Annotated in this window: 17 protein-coding genes; 5 read left to right on the plus strand and 12 right to left on the minus strand. The window is 58.2% G+C overall.

Annotated elements, in window-relative coordinates:
• Positions 1-75 precede the first annotated feature (75 nt).
• The 5 genes from ubiB to udp all read right to left on the minus strand — a co-directional run bounded on the left by ubiB (position 76) and on the right by udp (position 5,509).
• On the minus strand, positions 76-1,716 hold the full coding sequence (ubiB, locus tag M2416_RS24955; protein ID WP_259227420.1) for a ubiquinone biosynthesis regulatory protein kinase UbiB: 1,641 nt from the start codon (positions 1,714-1,716) through the stop codon (positions 76-78).
• Positions 1,713-2,318 carry a ubiquinone biosynthesis protein UbiJ gene (ubiJ, locus tag M2416_RS24960; protein WP_259227421.1) on the minus strand — a complete coding sequence of 202 codons (606 nt, stop codon included), beginning with the start codon at positions 2,316-2,318 and terminating at the stop codon, positions 1,713-1,715. Before ubiJ ends, ubiB begins: the two co-directional genes overlap by 4 nt.
• A 13-nt stretch (positions 2,319-2,331) precedes the next feature.
• Positions 2,332-3,087, minus strand: a complete 756-nt coding sequence (ubiE, locus tag M2416_RS24965; RefSeq protein ID WP_041143517.1) for a bifunctional demethylmenaquinone methyltransferase/2-methoxy-6-polyprenyl-1,4-benzoquinol methylase UbiE — start codon at positions 3,085-3,087, stop codon at positions 2,332-2,334.
• A gap of 70 nt (positions 3,088-3,157) precedes the next feature.
• Positions 3,158-4,606 (minus strand): DNA recombination protein RmuC, encoded by a 1,449-nt coding sequence (gene rmuC / locus M2416_RS24970; RefSeq protein WP_259227422.1) that lies wholly within the window; start codon positions 4,604-4,606, stop codon positions 3,158-3,160.
• A 141-nt stretch (positions 4,607-4,747) separates the two neighbouring features.
• Positions 4,748-5,509, minus strand: coding sequence for a uridine phosphorylase (gene udp, locus M2416_RS24975; protein WP_041143515.1), 762 nt, complete (start codon positions 5,507-5,509; stop codon positions 4,748-4,750).
• A 267-nt stretch (positions 5,510-5,776) separates the two neighbouring features.
• Between udp and M2416_RS24980 the strand changes: the two genes are divergently transcribed.
• Positions 5,777-6,592: a dienelactone hydrolase family protein gene (locus tag M2416_RS24980; protein WP_259227423.1), complete on the plus strand. Its 816-nt coding sequence runs from the start codon at positions 5,777-5,779 to the stop codon at positions 6,590-6,592.
• A gap of 118 nt (positions 6,593-6,710) precedes the next feature.
• Here the strand turns inward: M2416_RS24980 and metE are convergent, their stop codons facing one another.
• Positions 6,711-8,975 carry a 5-methyltetrahydropteroyltriglutamate--homocysteine S-methyltransferase gene (gene metE / locus M2416_RS24985; RefSeq protein ID WP_259227424.1) on the minus strand — a complete coding sequence of 755 codons (2,265 nt, stop codon included), beginning with the start codon at positions 8,973-8,975 and terminating at the stop codon, positions 6,711-6,713.
• Positions 8,976-9,208: 233 nt separating this feature from the next.
• Between metE and metR the strand changes: the two genes are divergently transcribed.
• On the plus strand, positions 9,209-10,162 hold the full coding sequence (gene metR / locus M2416_RS24990) for an HTH-type transcriptional regulator MetR (RefSeq protein WP_259227425.1): 954 nt from the start codon (positions 9,209-9,211) through the stop codon (positions 10,160-10,162).
• Here the strand turns inward: metR and M2416_RS24995 are convergent.
• The 3 genes from M2416_RS24995 to pldB form a co-directional block, all read right to left on the minus strand.
• On the minus strand, positions 10,050-10,949 hold the full coding sequence (locus M2416_RS24995; RefSeq protein WP_041143506.1) for a carboxylate/amino acid/amine transporter: 900 nt from the start codon (positions 10,947-10,949) through the stop codon (positions 10,050-10,052). The two genes, metR and M2416_RS24995, sit on opposite strands and share 113 nt — an antisense overlap.
• 88 nt (positions 10,950-11,037) lie before the next feature.
• Positions 11,038-11,838, minus strand: coding sequence for a sugar/pyridoxal phosphate phosphatase YigL (gene yigL, locus M2416_RS25000; RefSeq protein WP_076948001.1), 801 nt, complete (start codon positions 11,836-11,838; stop codon positions 11,038-11,040).
• Positions 11,839-12,029: 191 nt separating this feature from the next.
• Positions 12,030-13,022, minus strand: a complete 993-nt coding sequence (gene pldB / locus M2416_RS25005; protein ID WP_076948000.1) for a lysophospholipase L2 — start codon at positions 13,020-13,022, stop codon at positions 12,030-12,032.
• Positions 13,023-13,131: 109 nt separating this feature from the next.
• On the opposite strand from pldB, the gene rhtB reads away from it, so the two are divergent.
• Positions 13,132-13,752 (plus strand): homoserine/homoserine lactone efflux protein, encoded by a 621-nt coding sequence (gene rhtB, locus M2416_RS25010; protein WP_076947999.1) that lies wholly within the window; start codon positions 13,132-13,134, stop codon positions 13,750-13,752.
• Positions 13,753-13,794: 42 nt separating this feature from the next.
• Here the strand turns inward: rhtB and rhtC are convergent, their stop codons facing one another.
• From rhtC to pldA, 3 genes are all read right to left on the minus strand, one after another.
• Positions 13,795-14,415: a threonine export protein RhtC gene (gene rhtC / locus M2416_RS25015; RefSeq protein ID WP_076947998.1), complete on the minus strand. Its 621-nt coding sequence runs from the start codon at positions 14,413-14,415 to the stop codon at positions 13,795-13,797.
• Between the two features lie 160 nt (positions 14,416-14,575).
• Positions 14,576-16,402, minus strand: a complete 1,827-nt coding sequence (gene recQ / locus M2416_RS25020; protein WP_259227427.1) for an ATP-dependent DNA helicase RecQ — start codon at positions 16,400-16,402, stop codon at positions 14,576-14,578.
• 68 nt (positions 16,403-16,470) lie between these two features.
• The gene (pldA, locus tag M2416_RS25025) at positions 16,471-17,343 is read right to left on the minus strand and encodes a phospholipase A (protein ID WP_045853600.1); all 873 of its coding nucleotides are present in this window, start codon (positions 17,341-17,343) and stop codon (positions 16,471-16,473) included.
• A gap of 156 nt (positions 17,344-17,499) precedes the next feature.
• On the opposite strand from pldA, the gene yigI reads away from it, so the two are divergent.
• Together yigI and rarD are read left to right on the plus strand one after the other, a co-directional pair.
• Complete coding sequence (yigI, locus tag M2416_RS25030; RefSeq protein ID WP_041143499.1) at positions 17,500-17,964, plus strand: acyl-CoA thioesterase YigI; 465 nt, start codon at positions 17,500-17,502, stop codon at positions 17,962-17,964.
• Positions 17,965-18,013: 49 nt separating this feature from the next.
• A complete protein-coding gene (gene rarD, locus M2416_RS25035; RefSeq protein WP_041143498.1) occupies positions 18,014-18,907 on the plus strand; it encodes an EamA family transporter RarD in 894 nt (297 codons plus the stop codon).
• Positions 18,908-18,961: the final 54 nt, after the last annotated feature.

An 18,961-nucleotide genomic window follows, 5' to 3' on the forward strand; every position in this document is an offset into this window, starting at 1 on the left:
GCGGGCTGCCTCTTCGTCAGGCCGCTCGCATGACTTCGCGCAACAACGAATGCGCCGTGATGGAGGCCATACCGCTTAGCGCGTTTTCCGCCAGCCAATCAGCCAGGTCACAACGCCACCGACCATTAGCCAGCCGGGCATCAGGCCCCACTCCGGCCGGTGGATAAATAACAGCGTACCGCTGAGTAATAAAACGGCGCCTATACCAAACAGATAACGGGACTGTCCCTGGCGAGCGTGCCGCACCTGGATGTCGCGGACAATCGTATCAACGCTGTGCTGCAGCTGTTTGCTCTGCTGCAGGCTTTGGTACACCAGCTCCGGTATCTCCGGCATTCTTTCAATCCAGAACGGCGCTTTTTCTTTAAACGCGCGTACCAGCGCCGGAATGCCGACCTGATCTTTAATCCACGACTCAAGGAAAGGCTTCGCCGTTTTCCACAAGTCTAACTGAGGATAGAGCTGGCGGCCTACCCCTTCTACGTAAAGTAATGTCTTCTGTAGCAATACCAGCTGCGGCTGCACTTCCATATTGAAGCGCCGGGCGGTATTGAACAGGTTCAGCAGTACGTGCCCAAAGGAGATTTCAGCCAGCGGCTTTTCGAAGATAGGTTCGCAGACGGTGCGGATGGCAAACTCGAACTCTTCAACGTTTGTATCCGCAGGCACCCAGCCGGAATCGACGTGCAGCTCGGCAACTTTGCGATAGTCACGGTTGAAGAAGGCGATGAAGTTTTCCGCCAGATAGCGCTTATCTTCTTTATTCAGCGAGCCCACGATACCGCAGTCAATGCCGATATATTTCGGGTTCTCCGGATGCTCATAGCTGACAAAAATATTGCCCGGGTGCATGTCCGCATGGAAGAAGCTGTCGCGGAATACCTGGGTGAAAAAGACCTGCACGCCCCGCTCTGCAAGCAGCTGCATGTTGGTACCCTGAGCTTCCAGCGCCTCGACATCGGAAACCGGGATGCCGTAAATCCGCTCCATCACCATCATGCCTTCGCTACAGTAATCGGAGTAAACCTCCGGAACGTAGAGCATCGGGCTATCTTCAAAATTGCGCCGCAGCTGGATGGCGTTTGCCGATTCGCGCAGCAGGTTGAGCTCGTCGAGCAGCGTCTTTTCATACTCGCGCACCACTTCCTGCGGGCGCAGGCGGCGGCCGTCGGGCAGCAGGCGAGGTACCCAGCGCGCCAGGCGATAGATAAGCTTCATATCCGCTTTGATAACCGGCACGATGTCCGGGCGGATAACCTTAATCACAATCTCTTTGCCGTTCTCTTTCAGGCGCGCGGTATGCACCTGAGCAATCGAGGCGGAGGCCAGCGGCTCAATCGAGAAATCATCAAACCAGGCATCAACCGGAAGGCCGCCCATCGCCTGCTCGATCTGCTTTTTAGCCAGCTGGCCATCAAACGGCGCCACGCGATCCTGCAGGAGCGCGAGCTGATCGGCAATTTGCGGCGGAAAGAGGTCGCGACGGGTTGACAGCATCTGGCCAAACTTGATCCACACGGGCCCCAGCTCCTGCAGCGCAAGGCGTAAGCGCTCGCCGAGAGGTTTGTCTTTGTGACGATTTGGCATCCAGAACAGCGTACGCCGCCAGATACGCAGCGGCAGCGTGATACGCATTTTGGGGATCAGCTCATCGAGCCCGTAGCTCAAAAAGGTGCGGATAATAAGATACAGGCGCCGTAATTCTCCTGGCGTCATTTGCCCTCCAGCGTTTCCAGCCGTTTTTCAAGCGCAGCCAGGGCGCGTTCCGCGGCGGCGGTCTCTTCCCCAAACCAGGCCATTTCCAGCGGGCCCGGCGCCAGACGCCACTCTTCGGTGAGCGCCTCAGCAACATACCGCTGCTGGCGCTGCGCGCCGTGCAGCAGGAAGCGAGCGCCGGTGCGGAATACTTTGCTGAGGCCCTCGGCGACAATATCGCCGGTATACGGGGCCAGCAGCTCAGCGGGATCAAACTCCGCCAGATCGCACAGCGTCACCATATTCTGTACCACCTGCAGATCGCCCTGCACCTGCAGGTCACCGCTGCGGATAAGCGCGGTAAGCTGCTGACGATTGCGCAGCTGCGGCAGGACGCTCAGGCGAGTGATGACGGTACAGTCGGCTTCGCCTTCCCACGCGCCGAGCACATCGACCTGGCGCTCGCTAAAGGCCAGAACCACCGGCGTCGCCAGCTCCTGCAGCTCCACGCGCAGCACTTTCCCTGACAGACGCTGACGCGCCGGTTTCAAGGCTTTATCACGCCAGAGAAAGGTATTCAGAACCGTCTCAATACCGGCGGTTACCAGTGGTTTGAAAGGCATAGCGTCCCCCCTGTCAGAACTTATAACCGCGGTGTAACGCCACGATACCTGCCGTCAGGTTGTAGTAGTCGACGCTTTCAAAGCCCGCATCCTGCATCATGCCCTTCAGGGTGTCCTGATCGGGGTGCATGCGAATAGATTCCGCCAGATAGCGATAGCTTTCGCCGTCGCTGGCTACCAGTTCGCCCACGCGCGGCAGGATATGGAAGGAGTAGGCGTCGTACGCTTTGCTCAGCGGTTCAATAATCGGTTTTGAAAACTCCAGCACCAGCAGGCGTCCGCCCGGCTTCAGCACCCGGTACATAGAGCGCAGCGCTTTTTCTTTATCGGTGACGTTACGCAGGCCGAATGAAATAGTGATGCAGTCAAAGGTGTTATCGGCAAACGGCAGCGCTTCGGCATTGGCCTGAACGTACTCAACGTTGCCGACGATGCCGACGTTGCGCAGCTTTTCGCGGCCCATTTTCAGCATTGAATCGTTAATATCGGCGAGCATGACGCGGCCAGATTCACCGACCAGGCGGGAGAATTTTGCCGTCAGGTCGCCGGTGCCGCCGGCCAGATCCAGCACGGTCTGCCCGCGACGCACGCCGCTGCAATCGATGGTGAAACGCTTCCACAAACGATGAATACCGAACGACATCAAATCGTTCATCACATCATATTTCGCGGCCACAGAATGGAATACATGCGCAACCATGTCCGCCTTCTGCTCTTTGGCAACCGTCTGGAAGCCAAAGTGCGTCGTTTCTTGTGAATCCTCAACCATCTCAATGCCTGCTTGCTTATCAAGAAAATGTTCGCCGAGTGTAACAGATTTAGCGCATTTCCCATACGGTTCAACGCGGCTGAGAACCCTCGCCCGACATCGATGCGGCGGAAGATTCGGATGAAAAACCGTTACTTTCCGATGGGTTATCATCGTCGTCCAGCCGGTATTCATCGTCCTGGGCGGTTGCCTGTTCGACTAAGTCCGGATTAATCCCGCGCTTAACCTCCACCCCGAGGCCGCGAAAGGCTTCAGCCTGCACCAGCAGGTTGCCGCGACCGGAGGCCAGCTTTTTCATCGCCTGGCGGTAATTATCCTGCGCTTTGTCGAGGCTCTGGCCTATTGCGGACATGTCATCGACGAACAGCCGCATCTTGTCGTACAGGCGGCCCGCGCGTTCGGCAATTTTCTGCGCATTGCGGCTCTGATGCTCATAGCGCCAGAGGTTGGCTATCGTGCGTAACGCAACCAGCAGCGTGGTGGGGCTGACCAGCATAATATTGTGCTGCAGCGCTTCGCTGATAAGCTCTGGCTGGCGGTCTATCGCCAGCAGAAATGCGGGCTCAACGGGGATAAACATCAGGACGTAGTCGAGCGATCGCAGCCCCGGCAGCTGCTGATAGTCTTTCCTGCCAAGCAGGCGGATATGGCTGCGCACCGAGGCAATGTGCTCCTGCAGCGCCGCCTCGCGGGCGTAATCATCTTCAGCGTTGAAGTAACGCTCATAGGCCACCAGCGTCATTTTGGCATCAATGACCACGTCTTTTCCCTGCGGCAAACGGACGATCACGTCCGGCTGCATCCGCGAGCGGTTTTCCGTTTCAATGCTGACCTGGGTCTGGTATTCGTAGCCTTCCCGCAGCCCGGAAGCCTCCAGCACGCGGGTTAAAACCACTTCCCCCCAGTTGCCCTGGGTTTTGTTATCGCCCTTGAGCGCGCGGGTCAGGTTGAGTGCCTCCTGCGCCATCCGGGTATTCAGCTGCTGCAGATTGCGGATTTCATGGGCCAGAGTGTGGCGCTCTCGCGCCTCCTGGCCGAAGCTGTCCTGTACCTGGCGACGAAAGCCGTCCAGCTGTTCACGCAGCGGCGTCAGCAGGCCGTGCAAGCTTTGTCGATTCTGCTCATCAACCCGGCGGTTGCTGTGCTCGAAAATGCGGTTCGCCAGATTTTCAAACTGCTCGCTGAGGCGCTGTTCGCTGTTCATCATCTGGCGAACTTTCTCTTCCGCATTTAGCCGGGTGGATTCGAGGCGGGTAGTGACTTCACGGAGGTCAGCCTCCAGCGAGCTATTGATATCGCGCAGGCTGCGCAGCTCATTATTCAGCAGCTCGCACTCATCGCGCCAGTGGGCCGCCTGCACCACCTGCTGGCGGGCCGAGCTCAGCTCAATATCCAGCTCGCGCCGCTCTTCGATGAGGTCGGCACGCGTCCGATCGGCAGCGGCCTTCGTCGCCAGCCAGCCGACGACCAGCCCTACGACCAGCGCCGCGATGGCACTTATAATAATTGAGATATCCACAACGCCCCCTGCTACTGCAACCGCCTACGGCACAAAAATAGAATTGTGCTGTACAAACGTCCAGTTTAAAAGGAATTTCCTGCGAGGCGCAGCGCAAAAAAGAGAGGCCGGGCGAGCCGGCCTTCACGATAAGGGGAGGAACTACAGCAGACGGCGGGCCGCTTCAACGACAATTTTCACCGCATGGCTTTCGGTTTGCTTCATGGTTTCGGCGTTAGGAATTTCCTGCTGGGTACGGTTAACGATAACCCCGGCAACCATCCCGGCGCGCAGGCCCTGGCTGGAACACATGGTCAGCAGCGTGGCGGATTCCATTTCGTAGTTCATGACGCCCATCGCCTGCCACTCTGCCATCGAGCCTTTAAAACGGCTCACCACGCGACCGGAAACGGTGTCATAGCGCTCCTGGCCCGGATAGAAGGTGTCGGAAGAGGCGGTCACGCCGATATGGGTCGTTGCGCCGATTGATTTAGCCGCTTCCACCAGCGCGGTGGTGCAGGCAAAGTCAGCGACGGCCGGATATTCCATTGGCGCAAAGTGCAGGCTCGCGCCGTCAAGGCGTACGGATGCCGTGGTCACCAGCACGTCGCCAACGTTGATATTCGGCTGGATGGCACCAGTGGTGCCGATACGCAGGAAGGTATTGATTCCCAGCTGAGCCAGTTCTTCAACGGCAATCGACGTCGACGGACCGCCGATACCGGTAGAGCATACGATCACCGGCTTGCCGTCAAGCTCGGCGCGCCAGGAGGTAAATTCGCGGTGTGATGCCAGCTTGACCGGCTTATCCATCAGCGCGGCGATCTTTTCCACACGCTCCGGATCGCCAGGGACGATAGCCAGCGTAGCCCCTTGTAAATCGTTTTTGGTGAGGCCGAGATGAAAAACATCAGACTTAGACATAAAAAACTCCTCTGTGGGTCGAATTATCAGCAGAAGCAAAACGGTACTTTACAGAAGCCATCCGCTTAATTTTGTGACACCAATCACCATGAATGAAAATCATTGCAACAATATTCCATTAAATAGTGAGTTACGTCACATTAACAAGTTATATTCACCGTGCCTGAACAAAAGATAGCCTGTTTCGGGCACTGTGATTTGTTAACGTCCGGTCTTAAGAGTCTATAGTTATCGATGCGCTAATAAATTAAGGGTACGGAGAATACCATGACCACAACCAAGCAACCCGGCTTTGCACCTGCAGCCACCCCGCACGCTTCTACCGCCGTTTATACGCCGGAAGAGAGCATTACCGCTGGAGAAACCTCGATCCCTTCTCAGGGCGAGAACATGCCGGCGTACCATGCCCGGCCGAAAAATAGCGATGGCCCGCTTCCGGTGGCGATCGTGGTGCAGGAAATTTTCGGCGTCCATGAGCACATCCGCGACGTCTGCCGTCGTCTGGCGCTGGAGGGCTATCTGGCGATCGCCCCAGAGCTGTACTTTCGCCAGGGCGATCCGAACGAGTACACCGATATCCCGACGCTATTCCAGGAGCTGGTCAGCAAAGTCCCGGACTCGCAGGTGCTGGCAGACCTTGATCATGTCGCCAGCTGGGCGGGACGTCACGGGGGCGATGCTCATCGCCTGCTGATCACCGGTTTCTGCTGGGGTGGACGCATTACCTGGCTCTATGCCGCGCATAACCCGCAGCTGAAGGCCGCCGTCGCCTGGTACGGCAAGCTGGTCGGGCAGAAAACGCTGAACTCCGCGAAGCATCCGGTGGACGTCGCCGTCGATCTTAACGCCCCGGTGCTGGGACTCTACGGCGCGAAGGATGACAGCATCCCGCAGGATACGGTTGAAACCATGCGCCAGGCGCTGCGCGCCGCCAACGCAACGGCGGAGATCGTGGTCTACCCGCAGGCCGGCCACGCGTTTAATGCCGACTATCGTGCCAGCTACCATGAAGAGTCGGCGCAGGACGGCTGGCAGCGCATGCTGGCGTGGTTTGCTCAGTATGGCGGGGGAAAGAAGGCTTAAATTTGCGCTCCCGATGAATATAAAAGAGGAGGCATTCGCCTCCTCTTTTTATTACCGCACGATCGATTTCTGCGTTACCTGTTACTGCGTTACCGCTGATTTTTACCGCGGCGGCTCTTTATGCGGATTCACGCAGGTTCTGCGCGGCTTTGACCATGTTCGCCAGCGCCGCACGGGTTTCCGGCCAGCCGCGAGTTTTCAGTCCGCAGTCCGGGTTAACCCACAGACGCTCCGCCGGGATGCGCTGAGCGGCCTTCTCCAGCAGGGCTTCAATCCACTCCACGCTCGGGACGTTAGGCGAGTGGATGTCATACACGCCCGGGCCGATTTCGTTCGGATATTCGAACTCCTCGAACGACTCCAGCAGCTCCATGTCGGAACGCGAGGTCTCAATGGTAATCACGTCCGCATCCAGCGCGGCGATAGAATCCATGATGTCATTGAACTCGCAGTAACACATATGGGTATGGATCTGGGTATCATCCTGCGCCACGGCGGCGTTGATACGGAAGGCTTCCACGCCCCACTGCAGGTATGCATCCCAGTCGCTCCGCTTCAGGGGCAGACCTTCGCGCAGCGCCGGTTCATCAATCTGGATGATACCGATACCGGCCGCTTCCAGATCCGCCACTTCGTCACGCAGCGCCAGCGCAATCTGCTTCGCGATGGTTTCGCGGCTGACGTCTTCCCGCGGGAAGGACCAGCACAGAATCGTCACCGGGCCGGTCAGCATGCCTTTCACCGGCTTGTCGGTAAGAGACTGCGCGTATTTCGCCCACTCAACGGTGATAGCTTCCGGGCGGCTGACGTCGCCGATAACCACCGGCGGCTTGACGCAGCGCGAACCGTAGCTCTGCACCCAGCCGTTTTGCGTAAAGATAAAGCCGTCGAGGTGCTCACCGAAATACTCCACCATGTCGTTACGCTCGGCTTCACCGTGCACCAGCACGTCGAGACCTAAACTCTCCTGCTCAACGATCGCCTGCTTAATATGCTCCGCGATGCCGGTACGGTAGTTATTAGCGTCGAGATTGCCTTTCTTGAAGTCCAGGCGCAGGCCGCGAATTTCGGTGGTCTGCGGGAAAGAGCCGATGGTCGTGGTCGGCCACGCCGGCAGGTTAAAGCGGCTGCGCTGGGCCTGGGCACGCTCTGCGTACGGGCTGTTGCGCTGGCTGTCCCGGGCGGTAATGGCCGCCAGACGCTTTTCCACCGCGGCGTTGTGTACGCGAGTTGAGTGACGGCGGGCCTGAATCGGCGCGCTCCACGCCTCAATGGCGGCGGTATCGCCGCTGTTCAGCGCATCGCGCAGCAGCGCCAGCTCAGCGCATTTTTGCAGGGCGAAGGCAAACCAGCTTTTCACCTCCGCATCCAGGCGGGTTTCCACGCTCAGGTCGATCGGGCTGTGCAGCAGGGAGCAGGAGGAGGCGACCCACAGCTGACGTTTGCCGACGATTTCTTTAATTTGCGCATATTTCTCGGTCAGATCCGCACGCCAGACGTTACGACCGTTGACCAGGCCCGCGGAGAGCAGCCAGTCTGACGGCAGGCGCGCGTGCAGCCCGGCAACATCATCTTTACCGTGAACCAGGTCAACGTGCAGACCCTGTACCGGCAGCGCGGTGATGGCGTCGAGGTTGGCGCTCACCCCTTCAAAATAGGTGGTCAGCAGCAGCTTAACCTGGCCCTGCAGCGCGTCGTATGCCGGCCTGAAGGCATCCAGCCACGCCTGCGGCAGCTCCAGCACCAGCGCCGGCTCATCAATCTGCACCCACTCAACGCCGCGTTTTGCCAGCTCAGCCAGCACCTGCTGATAGACCGGCAGAATGTCATTCAGCAGCGCCAGGCGATCGAACTGCTCGCCCTTCACTTTACCCAGCCACAGATAAGTCACCGGGCCAAGCAGCACGGGCTTCACCTTATGGCCCAGCGCCAGCGCTTCGTCAACTTCGTCCAGCAGCTGGGTCCAGGTCAGTTTGAACGCCTGACCTTTCACAAACTCCGGCACCATGTAGTGATAGTTGGTGTTAAACCATTTGGTCATTTCCGCCGCTGCCGCCGGTTCACCGGTCGGCGCACGGCCGCGGCCAATGCGGAACAGCGTATCGATATCGACGGAGCCGTCTTTGTTCTGATGACGAGCCGGCACGTTGCCCAGAAGCAGGCTGGTGGTCAGAACATGGTCGTACCAGGCGAAATCGCCCACCGGCAGCAGATCGATACCCGCCTGCTGTTGCTGATCCCAGTGGCGAGCCCGCAGCTCACGGCCCGCTGCCAGCAGCTCTTCACGGGTTGCGTTACCCGCCCAGTAGCTCTCTTGCGCTTTTTTCAGCTCGCGGCGAAGACCAACGCGAGGGAAACCGAGGGTGTGATTGATAATTGTCATTTTTTGAGCCTCATGATGTGCAAATCCAAAGGATTTTAAATTCAGAGAAGGCGGCAAACTGGCTCATCTCCGGGAGCTTACTGAAGTAAGAGCCTGGGGTGAGGAAGTGCGGCCAACGCACCATAAATTCGAAAGATAAAGGATTTAGACGTCCAGATGTTTACACATCCATAATTGGCGGTTACTGTATATTCCTCAAGCGCAAATTATTCATGCCGAAGTGAAGGACTTTCATGATCGAAATTAAACACCTGAAAACGCTGCTGGCGTTGCGGAATAGCGGTTCACTGGCGGGCGCTGCGGCGGCCCTGCACCAGACCCAATCCGCCCTGTCCCACCAGTTCAGCGATCTGGAACAGCGCCTTGGCTTCCGTCTGTTTGTGCGTAAAAGTCAGCCTTTGCGCTTCACCGCGCAGGGCGAGATTTTGCTGCAGCTGGCACACCAGGTGCTGCCGCAAATCGCCCGCGCCCTGCAGGACTGTAACGAGCCGCAGCAAACCCGGCTGCGCATTGCCATTGAGTGTCATAGCTGCATTCAGTGGCTGACGCCGGCGCTCGAGAGCTTCCGCGCCAGCTGGCCGCACGTTGAGGTTGATTTCCAGTCCGGGGTGACCTTTGACCCGCAGCCCGCGCTCCAGCAGGGCGAGCTGGATCTGGTGATGACGTCCGATATTCTGCCGCGCAGCGGGCTGCACTATTCGCCGATGTTTGATTTTGAAGTGCGCCTGGTGCTGGCGCCGGATCATCCGCTAGCCTTGAAAACGCGGATTGTGCCGGAAGACCTGGCCGCAGAGCTGCTGCTGATTTACCCGGTGCAACGCAGTCGCCTGGATATCTGGCGCCACTTTCTGCAGCCGGCAGGTATCAGCCCGCAGCTGAAGAGCGTCGATAATACGCTGCTGCTCATTCAGATGGTTGCCGCGCGGATGGGCATCGCGGCGCTGCCGCACTGGGTGGTGGAGAATTTTGAACGCCAGGGTCTGGTGGTCACCAAAACCCTGGGTGAAGGCCTGTGGAGCCGGCTGTACTCCGCCGTGCGCGACGGCGAGCAGCGTCAGCCGGTTACCGAAGCATTTATTCGCTCAGCGCGGAACCACGCTTGCGATCATTTGCCGTTTGTCCGGAGTGCGGAGCGACCCAACGGCGATGGACCCACAGCGAGGCCAGGATCACCAGAGCCCCGATAATAAAGCTCGGCCAGTGGGGCTGTTCCTGCCAGATGGCAAGGTTAACCAGCAGCCCGGCTGGAACATGGACGTTATTCATGATGCCCAGCGTTCCGGCATCCACCTGCGTCGCGCCGTAGTTCCACATAAAGTACCCCAACCCTGAAGCCACCACGCCAAGCCATACCAGAATGCTCCACTGCACCGTGGTCGTCGGCAGCCTGTGCGGGTTGCCCAGCATAAGCCAGGCCGCTACCGCCACCAGCAGCGCCCCCATATAGAACCACGCAAAAGCGTTGTGCTGGGGCATCGGCCGCAGCTCCATCAGGCGTTTGTAGCCCACCATGCCGATGGCAAAGCAGATATTTGACAGCTGAACCAGCAGCAGCCCGGTCCAGAAATGATCGCTCACTTTATCGTAGCGAATAATGGCCGCTCCCAGCACCGCCAGCCCGGCGCTGAGCAGATAGCCCCAGCGCAGCCTGCGCCCGCTGATCAGGTCATAAATCAGGGTGATATAGAGCGGCGTAAACACCGTAAACAGCAGAAATTCGGAGACCGTCAGGTAGAGGTAAGCGCGGAACGCCAGCAGATACATAATGCCAAGCTGCATGGCCCCTACCAGCATATACAGCACGATAGTCCGCGGCGACTGCCCGCGGGTGCGCAAAAACGGCAGGAACACCAGCGCCGCCAGCCCAACGCGCATCAGCACCGAAAAGTAGCTATCAACGCTGCCCGCCAGGTACTCGCCGATCAGGCTAAAGGAGAAGGCCCACAGGATGGTGGTAATAATCAGTAGCGCCACAATGAATGTCTCTCAGGAGGAAGAACGCTCATTGTAGCGAAGAGTCAGGTTGACAACTGGAGAATAAATCGCCAGTCGTCAATCTTTATCAGGAGAGATAGAGCCTGCGCAGATAGTGCGGCACCGCGTCGTCAGCGTTGCTGCCAATCACCTCCAGCTCGGGGTGAAGATCTTTCAGGCGCTGGTGCGCATTCAGCATAATGCAGCCCTTGCCCGCCATCGACAGCATCTCTGCATCGTTCATGCCGTCGCCAAAGGCGATGCAGTCCTTCAGGGCGTAGCCCTGCATTTTGGCAACCGCTTCGAGGGCATGACCTTTCGATACGCCGCCCGCCATCACTTCGAGACAGGTCAGCGTTGAGAAGCTGACGTTCACGCGATCGCCCCAACGGGCGTTGATCGCCTGCTCCAGCGGCAGCAGATGCTGATGATCCTCGCAGGTGAAAAACACCTTGCTGATCCCCTGGGAATCAAGCTCGCCGGGCTCGTACAGCTTGTAGTTAAACACCGCCTCTTTGAAAAAGCGCATCTCTTCCGGGCGGTGGCGGTTCATGTACCACTCGTCGTCGCGATAGACGTTGGTGACGACCAGCGGATCGCTGCGCATCATCTCAAACAGATCGCTGGCAATATCGCGATCGAGGTTATGGGCGAATATCTGATTGCCCTCGCTATCGTGCACGCGCGCGCCGTTGGAGGTGATCATGTAGGACTTAATGCCGAGATTATCGCGAATCTGCCCGACGTCGATGTAATGACGGCCGGTAGCAAAAACAAAGTTGATGCCGCGAGCGGTCAGCAGCTGCAGCGTCTCTTTCGCGTAGGGGTTTAGGGTGTGATCGGGGGAAAGCAGCGTGCCATCTAAGTCAGACGCAACAACCTGGTACATAAAAATTTTAACCTCTAAGCAGGGCGACGAGTGTCTTCGTCGGATTAAGGGCCTATCCCATCAGGCTATTTTATTTGCCATTTCGGACCCGGGCAGCACTCACCATCCTCACGTACGGCCTGTACGTTTCGGTGGTTTCGCGCTGTCCATGCCCCACAGGCGGCAACAATTTACACCTGCCGGGAAAGGCTCTAATTGTGTCGAGTGAAAAAATCGACGATGGCATTTAGCGCGACTGAGCGCATGGCGTCCTTTTCAAAAAGGATCTCATGGTATGCCCCTTCTATAACAAGCGGCTTATTACCTTCGCAGGGGTGGCCCGCCGCAGCCCGCAGTTCGCAGTAGCGCTCGTGCATACGGTTGTCGACCACGCGTTCTTCTTCAGCCTGCAACAACAGCGTGGGGGTAATATCTTTTTCTACGCCAGCCAGCGCCTCTTCGCCCGCGAGGATCCCCTCGCGCACCCAGTGGTACGTTGGCCCGCCCACCCGCAGCTGGGGTTCGTCCGCATAAAAGCGCAGGTTGCGCCGGTAGCGCTGGCGGCTATGCGTCAGGACGTTGACCGAGAAGGGCAGCGCCCGCCAGCGGCCGGTGCCAATGGCGTACTCTTCTCGAATGCGCTGATAGCCCTCAGCCCAGTCGAGAATATGGCGCACCATCCAGTCCGGAAAGCGCATAACTATCCCGAACATCGGCGCGCACAGCGCGATGGCATCACAATGCTGCTGGTGGCGTTGCAAAAATAAGGTCGCGATTGCGCCGCCCATAGAGTGAGCCAGTATAAAGCGTTTTCGCCAGTGGCCTGGCGCAACTTCCTGCAGCCAAAGCGCAGCAAGATCGTCAACATAATCGCTAAAGTTAACGACGTGGCCACGGTGGCTGTCGGTTAATATGCGCCCCGATCGCCCCTGTCCGCGATGATCGATAATCATCACATCGAAACCGCTGTGGAACAGATCGTAGGCCAGCTCGGCGTACTTCACGTAGCTTTCGATACGCCCAGGGCAGATAACCACCACCCGGTCGTGTTGTTTGGCGCAGAAGCGAACAAAGCGGACCGGGATGCTGTCGACGCCCGTAAATTCCGCTTCTTCCCGCTGTCGCCAGAAATCGGTCAGAGGCCCCATAGTGAAAGCCGCAAACGCGTTTTCTCGTGTGTCCCAATCCTTTTGCTGCCAAAACATCGGGTTTACACCCCTGTTAACCGCCAGAAATCGTTTTTTTACCGTGTATCACACAAGGCTTACACAATAGCGTATTGTGGCATAAAAACAGACAACCAGGGAGTTTCTCATGACGTTCGAGTGGTGGTTCGCCTATCTGCTGACATCGATTATTCTCAGCCTGTCCCCGGGCTCAGGGGCGATTAATACCATGACCACCTCAATCAGCCACGGCTACCGCGGGGCAACGGCCTCGATTGCCGGCCTGCAGACCGGGCTGGCGATTCACATCGTTCTGGTGGGTATTGGCCTGGGAACGCTGTTTTCCCGCTCGGTGCTGGCCTTTGAAGTATTGAAATGGGCGGGTGCGGCCTATCTTATCTGGCTGGGCATTCAGCAGTGGCGGGCCGCGGGGGCAATCAACTTGACCACCCTGGCCCGGGCGCAGACCCAGGGGAAATTATACCAGCGGGCGGTTTTCGTTAATCTGACCAACCCGAAGAGCATCGTGTTCCTCGCGGCCCTGTTCCCGCAGTTTATCGTGCCGCATCAGCCCCAGGTGATGCAGTATCTGGTTCTGGGGGTCACTACCATTGTGGTCGATATCATCGTGATGATCGGCTATGCCACCCTGGCGCAGCGCATTGCGGCATGGATTAAGGGGCCGAAGCAGATGACGGCGTTGAACAAGGTCTTTGGATCGCTGTTTATGCTGGTTGGCGCGCTGCTGGCTTCGGCACGCCACGCCTGAGGTGAATAACTCCGCCAGGCACAGCCTGGCGGGTCTTCGGACTTAGCGTGAAATAATCAGGTGAATGCCAAACCCGGTGAAAAGCGCGCCGGCCACACCGTCAATCCACTTCGCCATCCGCTGGTAGCCGCGGCGCATCGCCGGCAGCGCAAACAGGCTGGCCACGACCGCAAACCACGCCAGCGTTTCCAGGACGATCAGCAGGAAAATACCCCAGCGCTCGCCCGCGCCGACGCCATCGCCAACAAACAGCGAGAAAACCGAGCCGAAGTAGATAATCGCTTTCGGGTTAGCCAGGTTGGTGAGCAGCCCTTTGAGGAAACTACGCCCGCTGCGGGCCAGTTCAACCTGCGGCTCTGCGGCGGGTGCCTCGCTCTTTTTCAGCGCGCCGCGCAGCATCTGATAGCCCATCCAGCAGAGATAGAGCCCGCCGCCGACCATAATAATGGTGTGCAGCCAGGCCATTTTTTCAATAATCAGGTGCAGACCGAGCAGCGCCACGCCCGCCCAGACCATGACCCCGCAGGTGATCCCGAGTACGCCCATCATCGCCTCTTTGCGCGAGCGGCTGACGGCAGTTTGCGAAACGAAGAAGAAGTCCGGGCCCGGACTCATCAGCGCGATGATGTGCACCAGCGCGACGGTAAGAAAAAGCATCAGCATAGTTAACCCACTGGAATAGAGTGATCAAGATGCGTCAGGGTGACAAATGAGGACATTCCCAGGCGCGAAAAACAGCCGGCGACGAGGGTGAGTGAGCGCAGTCAACGCAGAGCAGCTTGAAGGATGAAGAGAACATCCTGGCACCTTTTCGCCCGCCTGACTACTCCTCTTCACCATCAACATGCGCGCGGATCAGCGCCATAAACTCTTTACCGAAGCGCTCCAGCTTGCGCGTACCGACGCCGTTGACGCTGAGCATCTCGCCGGCGGTAATCGGCGATTGCTCGGCCATTTCGATCAGCGTCGCATCGTTAAAGACGACATAGGGCGGGATATTCTCTTCGTCGGCAATGGCTTTACGCAGCTTGCGCAGCTTGGCAAACAGCTTGCGGTCGTAGTTGCCGCCGAATGATTTTTGCATCGCTTTCGGCTTCAGCGCCACGATGCGCGGCACCGCCAGCTGTAGCGGAACTTCGCCGCGCAGCACCGGGCGAGCGGCTTCGGTAAGCTGCAGAGCCGAGTGCTGGGCGATATTCTGCGTCACCAGCCCGAGGTGGATCAGCTGGCGAATCACGCTCACCCAGTGCTCGTGGCTCTGATCGCGACCAATACCGTAAACCGGCAGCTTATCGTGGGCCATATCGCGAATACGCTGGTTATTGGCGCCGCGCAGAACCTCCACCACGTAGCCCATCCCGAACCGCTGGTTGACGCGATAAATCGTCGACAGCGCCTTGCGCGCATCCATTAACGCGTCGTACTGCTTCGGCGGGTCAAGGCAGATATCGCAGTTGCCGCACGGCTCCTGACGCCCTTCGCCAAAGTAGTTCAGCAGCACCAGGCGGCGGCAGGTTTGCGCCTCGGCAAAGGCCCCCATGGCGTTCAGCTTATGGCGTTCAATATCCAGCAGCGGTCCGGCGGGCTTCTCCTCAAGGCAGCGGCGCAGCCACGCCATATCGGCCGGATCGTAAAACAGCATTGCCTCCGCCGGCAGGCCATCGCGCCCGGCGCGGCCGGTTTCCTGATAGTAGGACTCAATATTGCGGGGAATATCAAAGTGCACCACAAAGCGGACGTTCGGCTTATTGATGCCCATTCCGAAGGCCACCGTCGCCACCACGATTTGTAGGTCATCGCGCTGGAACTTCTCCTGCACATCGGCACGGACCTGATGCTCCAGCCCGGCGTGGTAGGCCGCCGCGCTGATGCCGCGGCTTTGCAGGCGCGCGGCGGTATCTTCTACTTTCGAGCGGCTGTTGCAGTAAATAATGCCCGACTTGCCCCGCTGGTCCTGCACGTAGCGCATCAGCTGGTCCAGCGGCTTAAATTTTTCCATCAGCATATAGCGGATGTTGGGGCGATCGAAGCTGCTGACCTGAATCAGCGGGTCGTTCAGCCCCAGCAGGCGAACGATATCGCGACGGGTAGTGTCATCGGCGGTGGCGGTCAGCGCCATAAACGGGATTTGCGGCATCCGCTGACGCAGCTGCCCCAGGGCGGCGTATTCCGGACGGAAATCATGCCCCCACTGGGAAATGCAGTGCGCCTCATCCACCGCCAGCATCGACAAGTTCCAGTGGCTGAGATGCTCGAGGAAATTATCCAGCATCAGGCGTTCAGGGGCGATGTAGAGCAGGCGAATCTGTCCGCTGCGGCAGCCGGCCATGACCTCCTGCTGCTGCTCGCGGCTCTGGGTTGAGTTCAGGCAGGCCGCCGACACGCCGTTCGCCAGCAGCTGATCGACCTGATCTTTCATCAGCGAGATCAGCGGCGATACCACCACCGTCAGGCCGCCCAGCACCAGCGCCGGCACCTGATAGCACAGCGATTTGCCGCCGCCGGTTGGCATCACGACCAGGCAATCACGCCCTTCCAGCGCCGTGTCGATAATGGTTTCCTGACCCGGGCGGAACTGCTGGTAGCCGAAGGTTTCCTGTAAAACCTGCTTTGCCAGCAATGTTTGATTCAATACTTCCGCCTGTGCCACATTGACCCCGTCTGCCTGAAAAGAAAAACAGGCGCTATTTTCAGCGCCCGTGAGCCAGAGTGCAACGATTAAAACAGATCGTTGAGCGTCACGCCGACACCGACGCGCGTCTGGTTAAAGTTATAGTCGATGAGCGACTCGCCATAGCCGCTGTAGACTTGGGTATAAAAACGCACGTGGCGGGTAATCGGATAGCTGACGCCAACCTCTGCGCCGCCGTAGCCGGTATTCCAGTTATATTGCCCCTGCGCGCTGAGGATGGCATCGCCTAGCTGATAGCCAACTTTCAGCCGGTAATAGCCCATATATTTGGTGATGTCCGGATTATCATCGGTGCTGCCGATAACGTACCAGGGCTTCACTTCCACCAGCCAGTTGCCGTTTTGCGCCATCAGGCGGGTATACAGGCGATTCCAGCTGCGGGAGGTGGGATCGGAGCGGCCGTTGGAGTCGTGGTTATAGCCTACTTCAATATCGCGCAGCGTCCAGCCGGCAAGCCGATAATCCGTCGCAAAGCCGAGGAACAGCTGCGGCTCATAGTTCGTTTCGCGAAACGGTGCAGACTCCTTGCTGTTTGAGAGCTGCCACCAGGATTTCTGCGTATAGGAGGCACCGAGCAGCGAATTATCACCGAGGATCCCCCGCCACAGCGGGAAGGCGAGGCTGAGCTGGAATTTCACCTCATCCTTGCGGGCATTTTCGGCCCAGTCATAGCTGGAGATCGCTTCCTTGTTGATATCGCTGCTCCACGTATAGAGCAAATAGTTGCTCTCATAGGGATAGAGCAGGAACGGATTATCATGATCCTGCAGCAGGTTAGCGATAATGCTGCCGCGCACCGCGGGCGTATCGTGAACCTGATGAGCAACCGGCGCGTCCTGCGCCAAAACGCCGGCCGGGAGCGCAACCAGCGCCAGCAGCCAGGCCAAAGAGATACGCATTACTGTTCTCCTGAAAGAGTGATTTTTATTTCTATTTTACACCGGGCTCATTTTACCTGTTTATGGACTCCCTGCTCGGTTATCCGTTCCGAAAGTGGAAATCAATATTTTAGAGGCATAAAATCAACATCTCATTAACGAATGGATACACCCGCTATGTCTGAACTCACTTCCGAAGCCGCCCTAAAGCTGGTGGGAGAAATTTTTGTCAACCATATGCCGTTTAACCGCGCCTTAGGCCTGAAGCTGGAGCGTTACGAAAAAGAGTTCGCCCAGCTGAGCTTTAAAAACCAGCCTATGATGGTCGGCAACTGGGCGCAAAGCATTCTGCACGGCGGCGTGATTGCCTCAGCGCTGGACGTTGCCGCCGGCCTGGTGTGCGTCGGCAGTACGCTGACCCGCCATGAGACCATCAACGAAGAAGAGCTGCGCCAGCGCCTGTCGCGTATGGGCACCATCGATCTGCGCGTCGACTACCTGCGGCCGGGCCGCGGAGAGCACTTCACCGCCACCAGCAGCCTGCTGCGCGCCGGGAATAAAGTGGCGGTCGCCCGCGTAGAATTACATAACGAAGATCAGGTTTATATCGCCAGCGCCACGGCGACGTATATGGTGGGTTGATCGGCGTAAATCGAGTAACATCGCTGTTTTGGCGTAACGGATTTTACCGATGGATGCAAAACAAACGCGGCTTGGCGTTATTCTGGCTCTTGCCGCCTATTTTATCTGGGGTATTGCACCCGCATATTTCAAGCTTATCTACTACGTTCCCGCAGATGAAATTCTGACTCACCGCGTGATCTGGTCCTTCTTCTTTATGCTGGCGCTTATCAGCCTTAGCCGCCAGTGGCCGCAGGTGAGAAAGCTGCTGCAGACGCCAAAAAAGGTGCTCCTGCTGGCGCTGTCGGCGGTGCTGATTGGCGGCAACTGGCTGCTCTTCATCTGGTCGGTGAATAACCACCATATGCTGGAAGCCAGCCTGGGCTACTTTATTAACCCGCTGGTCAACATTGTGCTGGGGATGCTTTTCCTCGGCGAACGTTTTCGCCGCATGCAGTGGCTGGCGGTATTGCTGGCGTTCTGCGGGGTGCTGGTGCAGCTATGGACCTTTGGCTCGCTGCCGATAATTGCCCTCGGACTGGCGTTTAGCTTTGCTTTCTACGGGCTGGTGCGCAAGAAGATTGCCGTTGATGCCCAAACCGGGATGCTGTTTGAAACCCTGTGGCTGCTGCCGGTTGCCGCCCTTTACCTGTTCGGTATTGCCGATAGCCCCACCAGCCATATGGGCCAAAACCCGTGGTCGCTGAACCTGCTGCTGATGGCTGCCGGCGTCGTGACCACTATCCCGCTGCTGTGCTTTACCGGCGCGGCCACCCGCCTGCGCCTCTCCACGCTGGGCTTTTTCCAGTACATTGGCCCAACGCTGATGTTTCTGCTGGCGGTGCTGTTTTACGGGGAAGTTCCGGGGGCAGATAAGATGGTCACCTTCGCCTTTATCTGGGTCGCGCTGGCGGTGTTTATCGTCGACGCGCTGTACACCCAGCGCCGGCTGCGTCGGGCTTAGCGCCGTCGCGTCCGCCTCACGCGCCGGCCTCTCATCCACAGAGGCCGGCGCGTT

This window comes from Klebsiella sp. BIGb0132, from assembly GCF_024810075.1.
GTDB classification, from domain to species: Bacteria; Pseudomonadota; Gammaproteobacteria; order Enterobacterales; family Enterobacteriaceae; genus Klebsiella; species Klebsiella terrigena.

What these genes read in the sequence shown, in the direction of transcription:
- M2416_RS24980 (WP_259227423.1), top strand. Translation starts at nt 5,777, where the DNA reads ATGACCACAACCAAGCAACCCGGCTTTGCACCTGCAGCCACCCCGCAC.
- rarD (WP_041143498.1), top strand. Translation starts at nt 18,014, where the DNA reads ATGGATGCAAAACAAACGCGGCTTGGCGTTATTCTGGCTCTTGCCGCC.
- ubiJ (WP_259227421.1), bottom strand. Translation starts at nt 2,318, where the DNA reads ATGCCTTTCAAACCACTGGTAACCGCCGGTATTGAGACGGTTCTGAAT.
- yigI (WP_041143499.1), top strand. Translation starts at nt 17,500, where the DNA reads ATGTCTGAACTCACTTCCGAAGCCGCCCTAAAGCTGGTGGGAGAAATT.
- ubiB (WP_259227420.1), bottom strand. Translation starts at nt 1,716, where the DNA reads ATGACGCCAGGAGAATTACGGCGCCTGTATCTTATTATCCGCACCTTT.
- metE (WP_259227424.1), bottom strand. Translation starts at nt 8,975, where the DNA reads ATGACAATTATCAATCACACCCTCGGTTTCCCTCGCGTTGGTCTTCGC.
- ubiE (WP_041143517.1), bottom strand. Translation starts at nt 3,087, where the DNA reads ATGGTTGAGGATTCACAAGAAACGACGCACTTTGGCTTCCAGACGGTT.
- rhtB (WP_076947999.1), top strand. Translation starts at nt 13,132, where the DNA reads ATGACGTTCGAGTGGTGGTTCGCCTATCTGCTGACATCGATTATTCTC.
- pldA (WP_045853600.1), bottom strand. Translation starts at nt 17,343, where the DNA reads ATGCGTATCTCTTTGGCCTGGCTGCTGGCGCTGGTTGCGCTCCCGGCC.
- pldB (WP_076948000.1), bottom strand. Translation starts at nt 13,022, where the DNA reads ATGTTTTGGCAGCAAAAGGATTGGGACACACGAGAAAACGCGTTTGCG.
- metR (WP_259227425.1), top strand. Translation starts at nt 9,209, where the DNA reads ATGATCGAAATTAAACACCTGAAAACGCTGCTGGCGTTGCGGAATAGC.
- udp (WP_041143515.1), bottom strand. Translation starts at nt 5,509, where the DNA reads ATGTCTAAGTCTGATGTTTTTCATCTCGGCCTCACCAAAAACGATTTA.
- yigL (WP_076948001.1), bottom strand. Translation starts at nt 11,838, where the DNA reads ATGTACCAGGTTGTTGCGTCTGACTTAGATGGCACGCTGCTTTCCCCC.
- rhtC (WP_076947998.1), bottom strand. Translation starts at nt 14,415, where the DNA reads ATGCTGATGCTTTTTCTTACCGTCGCGCTGGTGCACATCATCGCGCTG.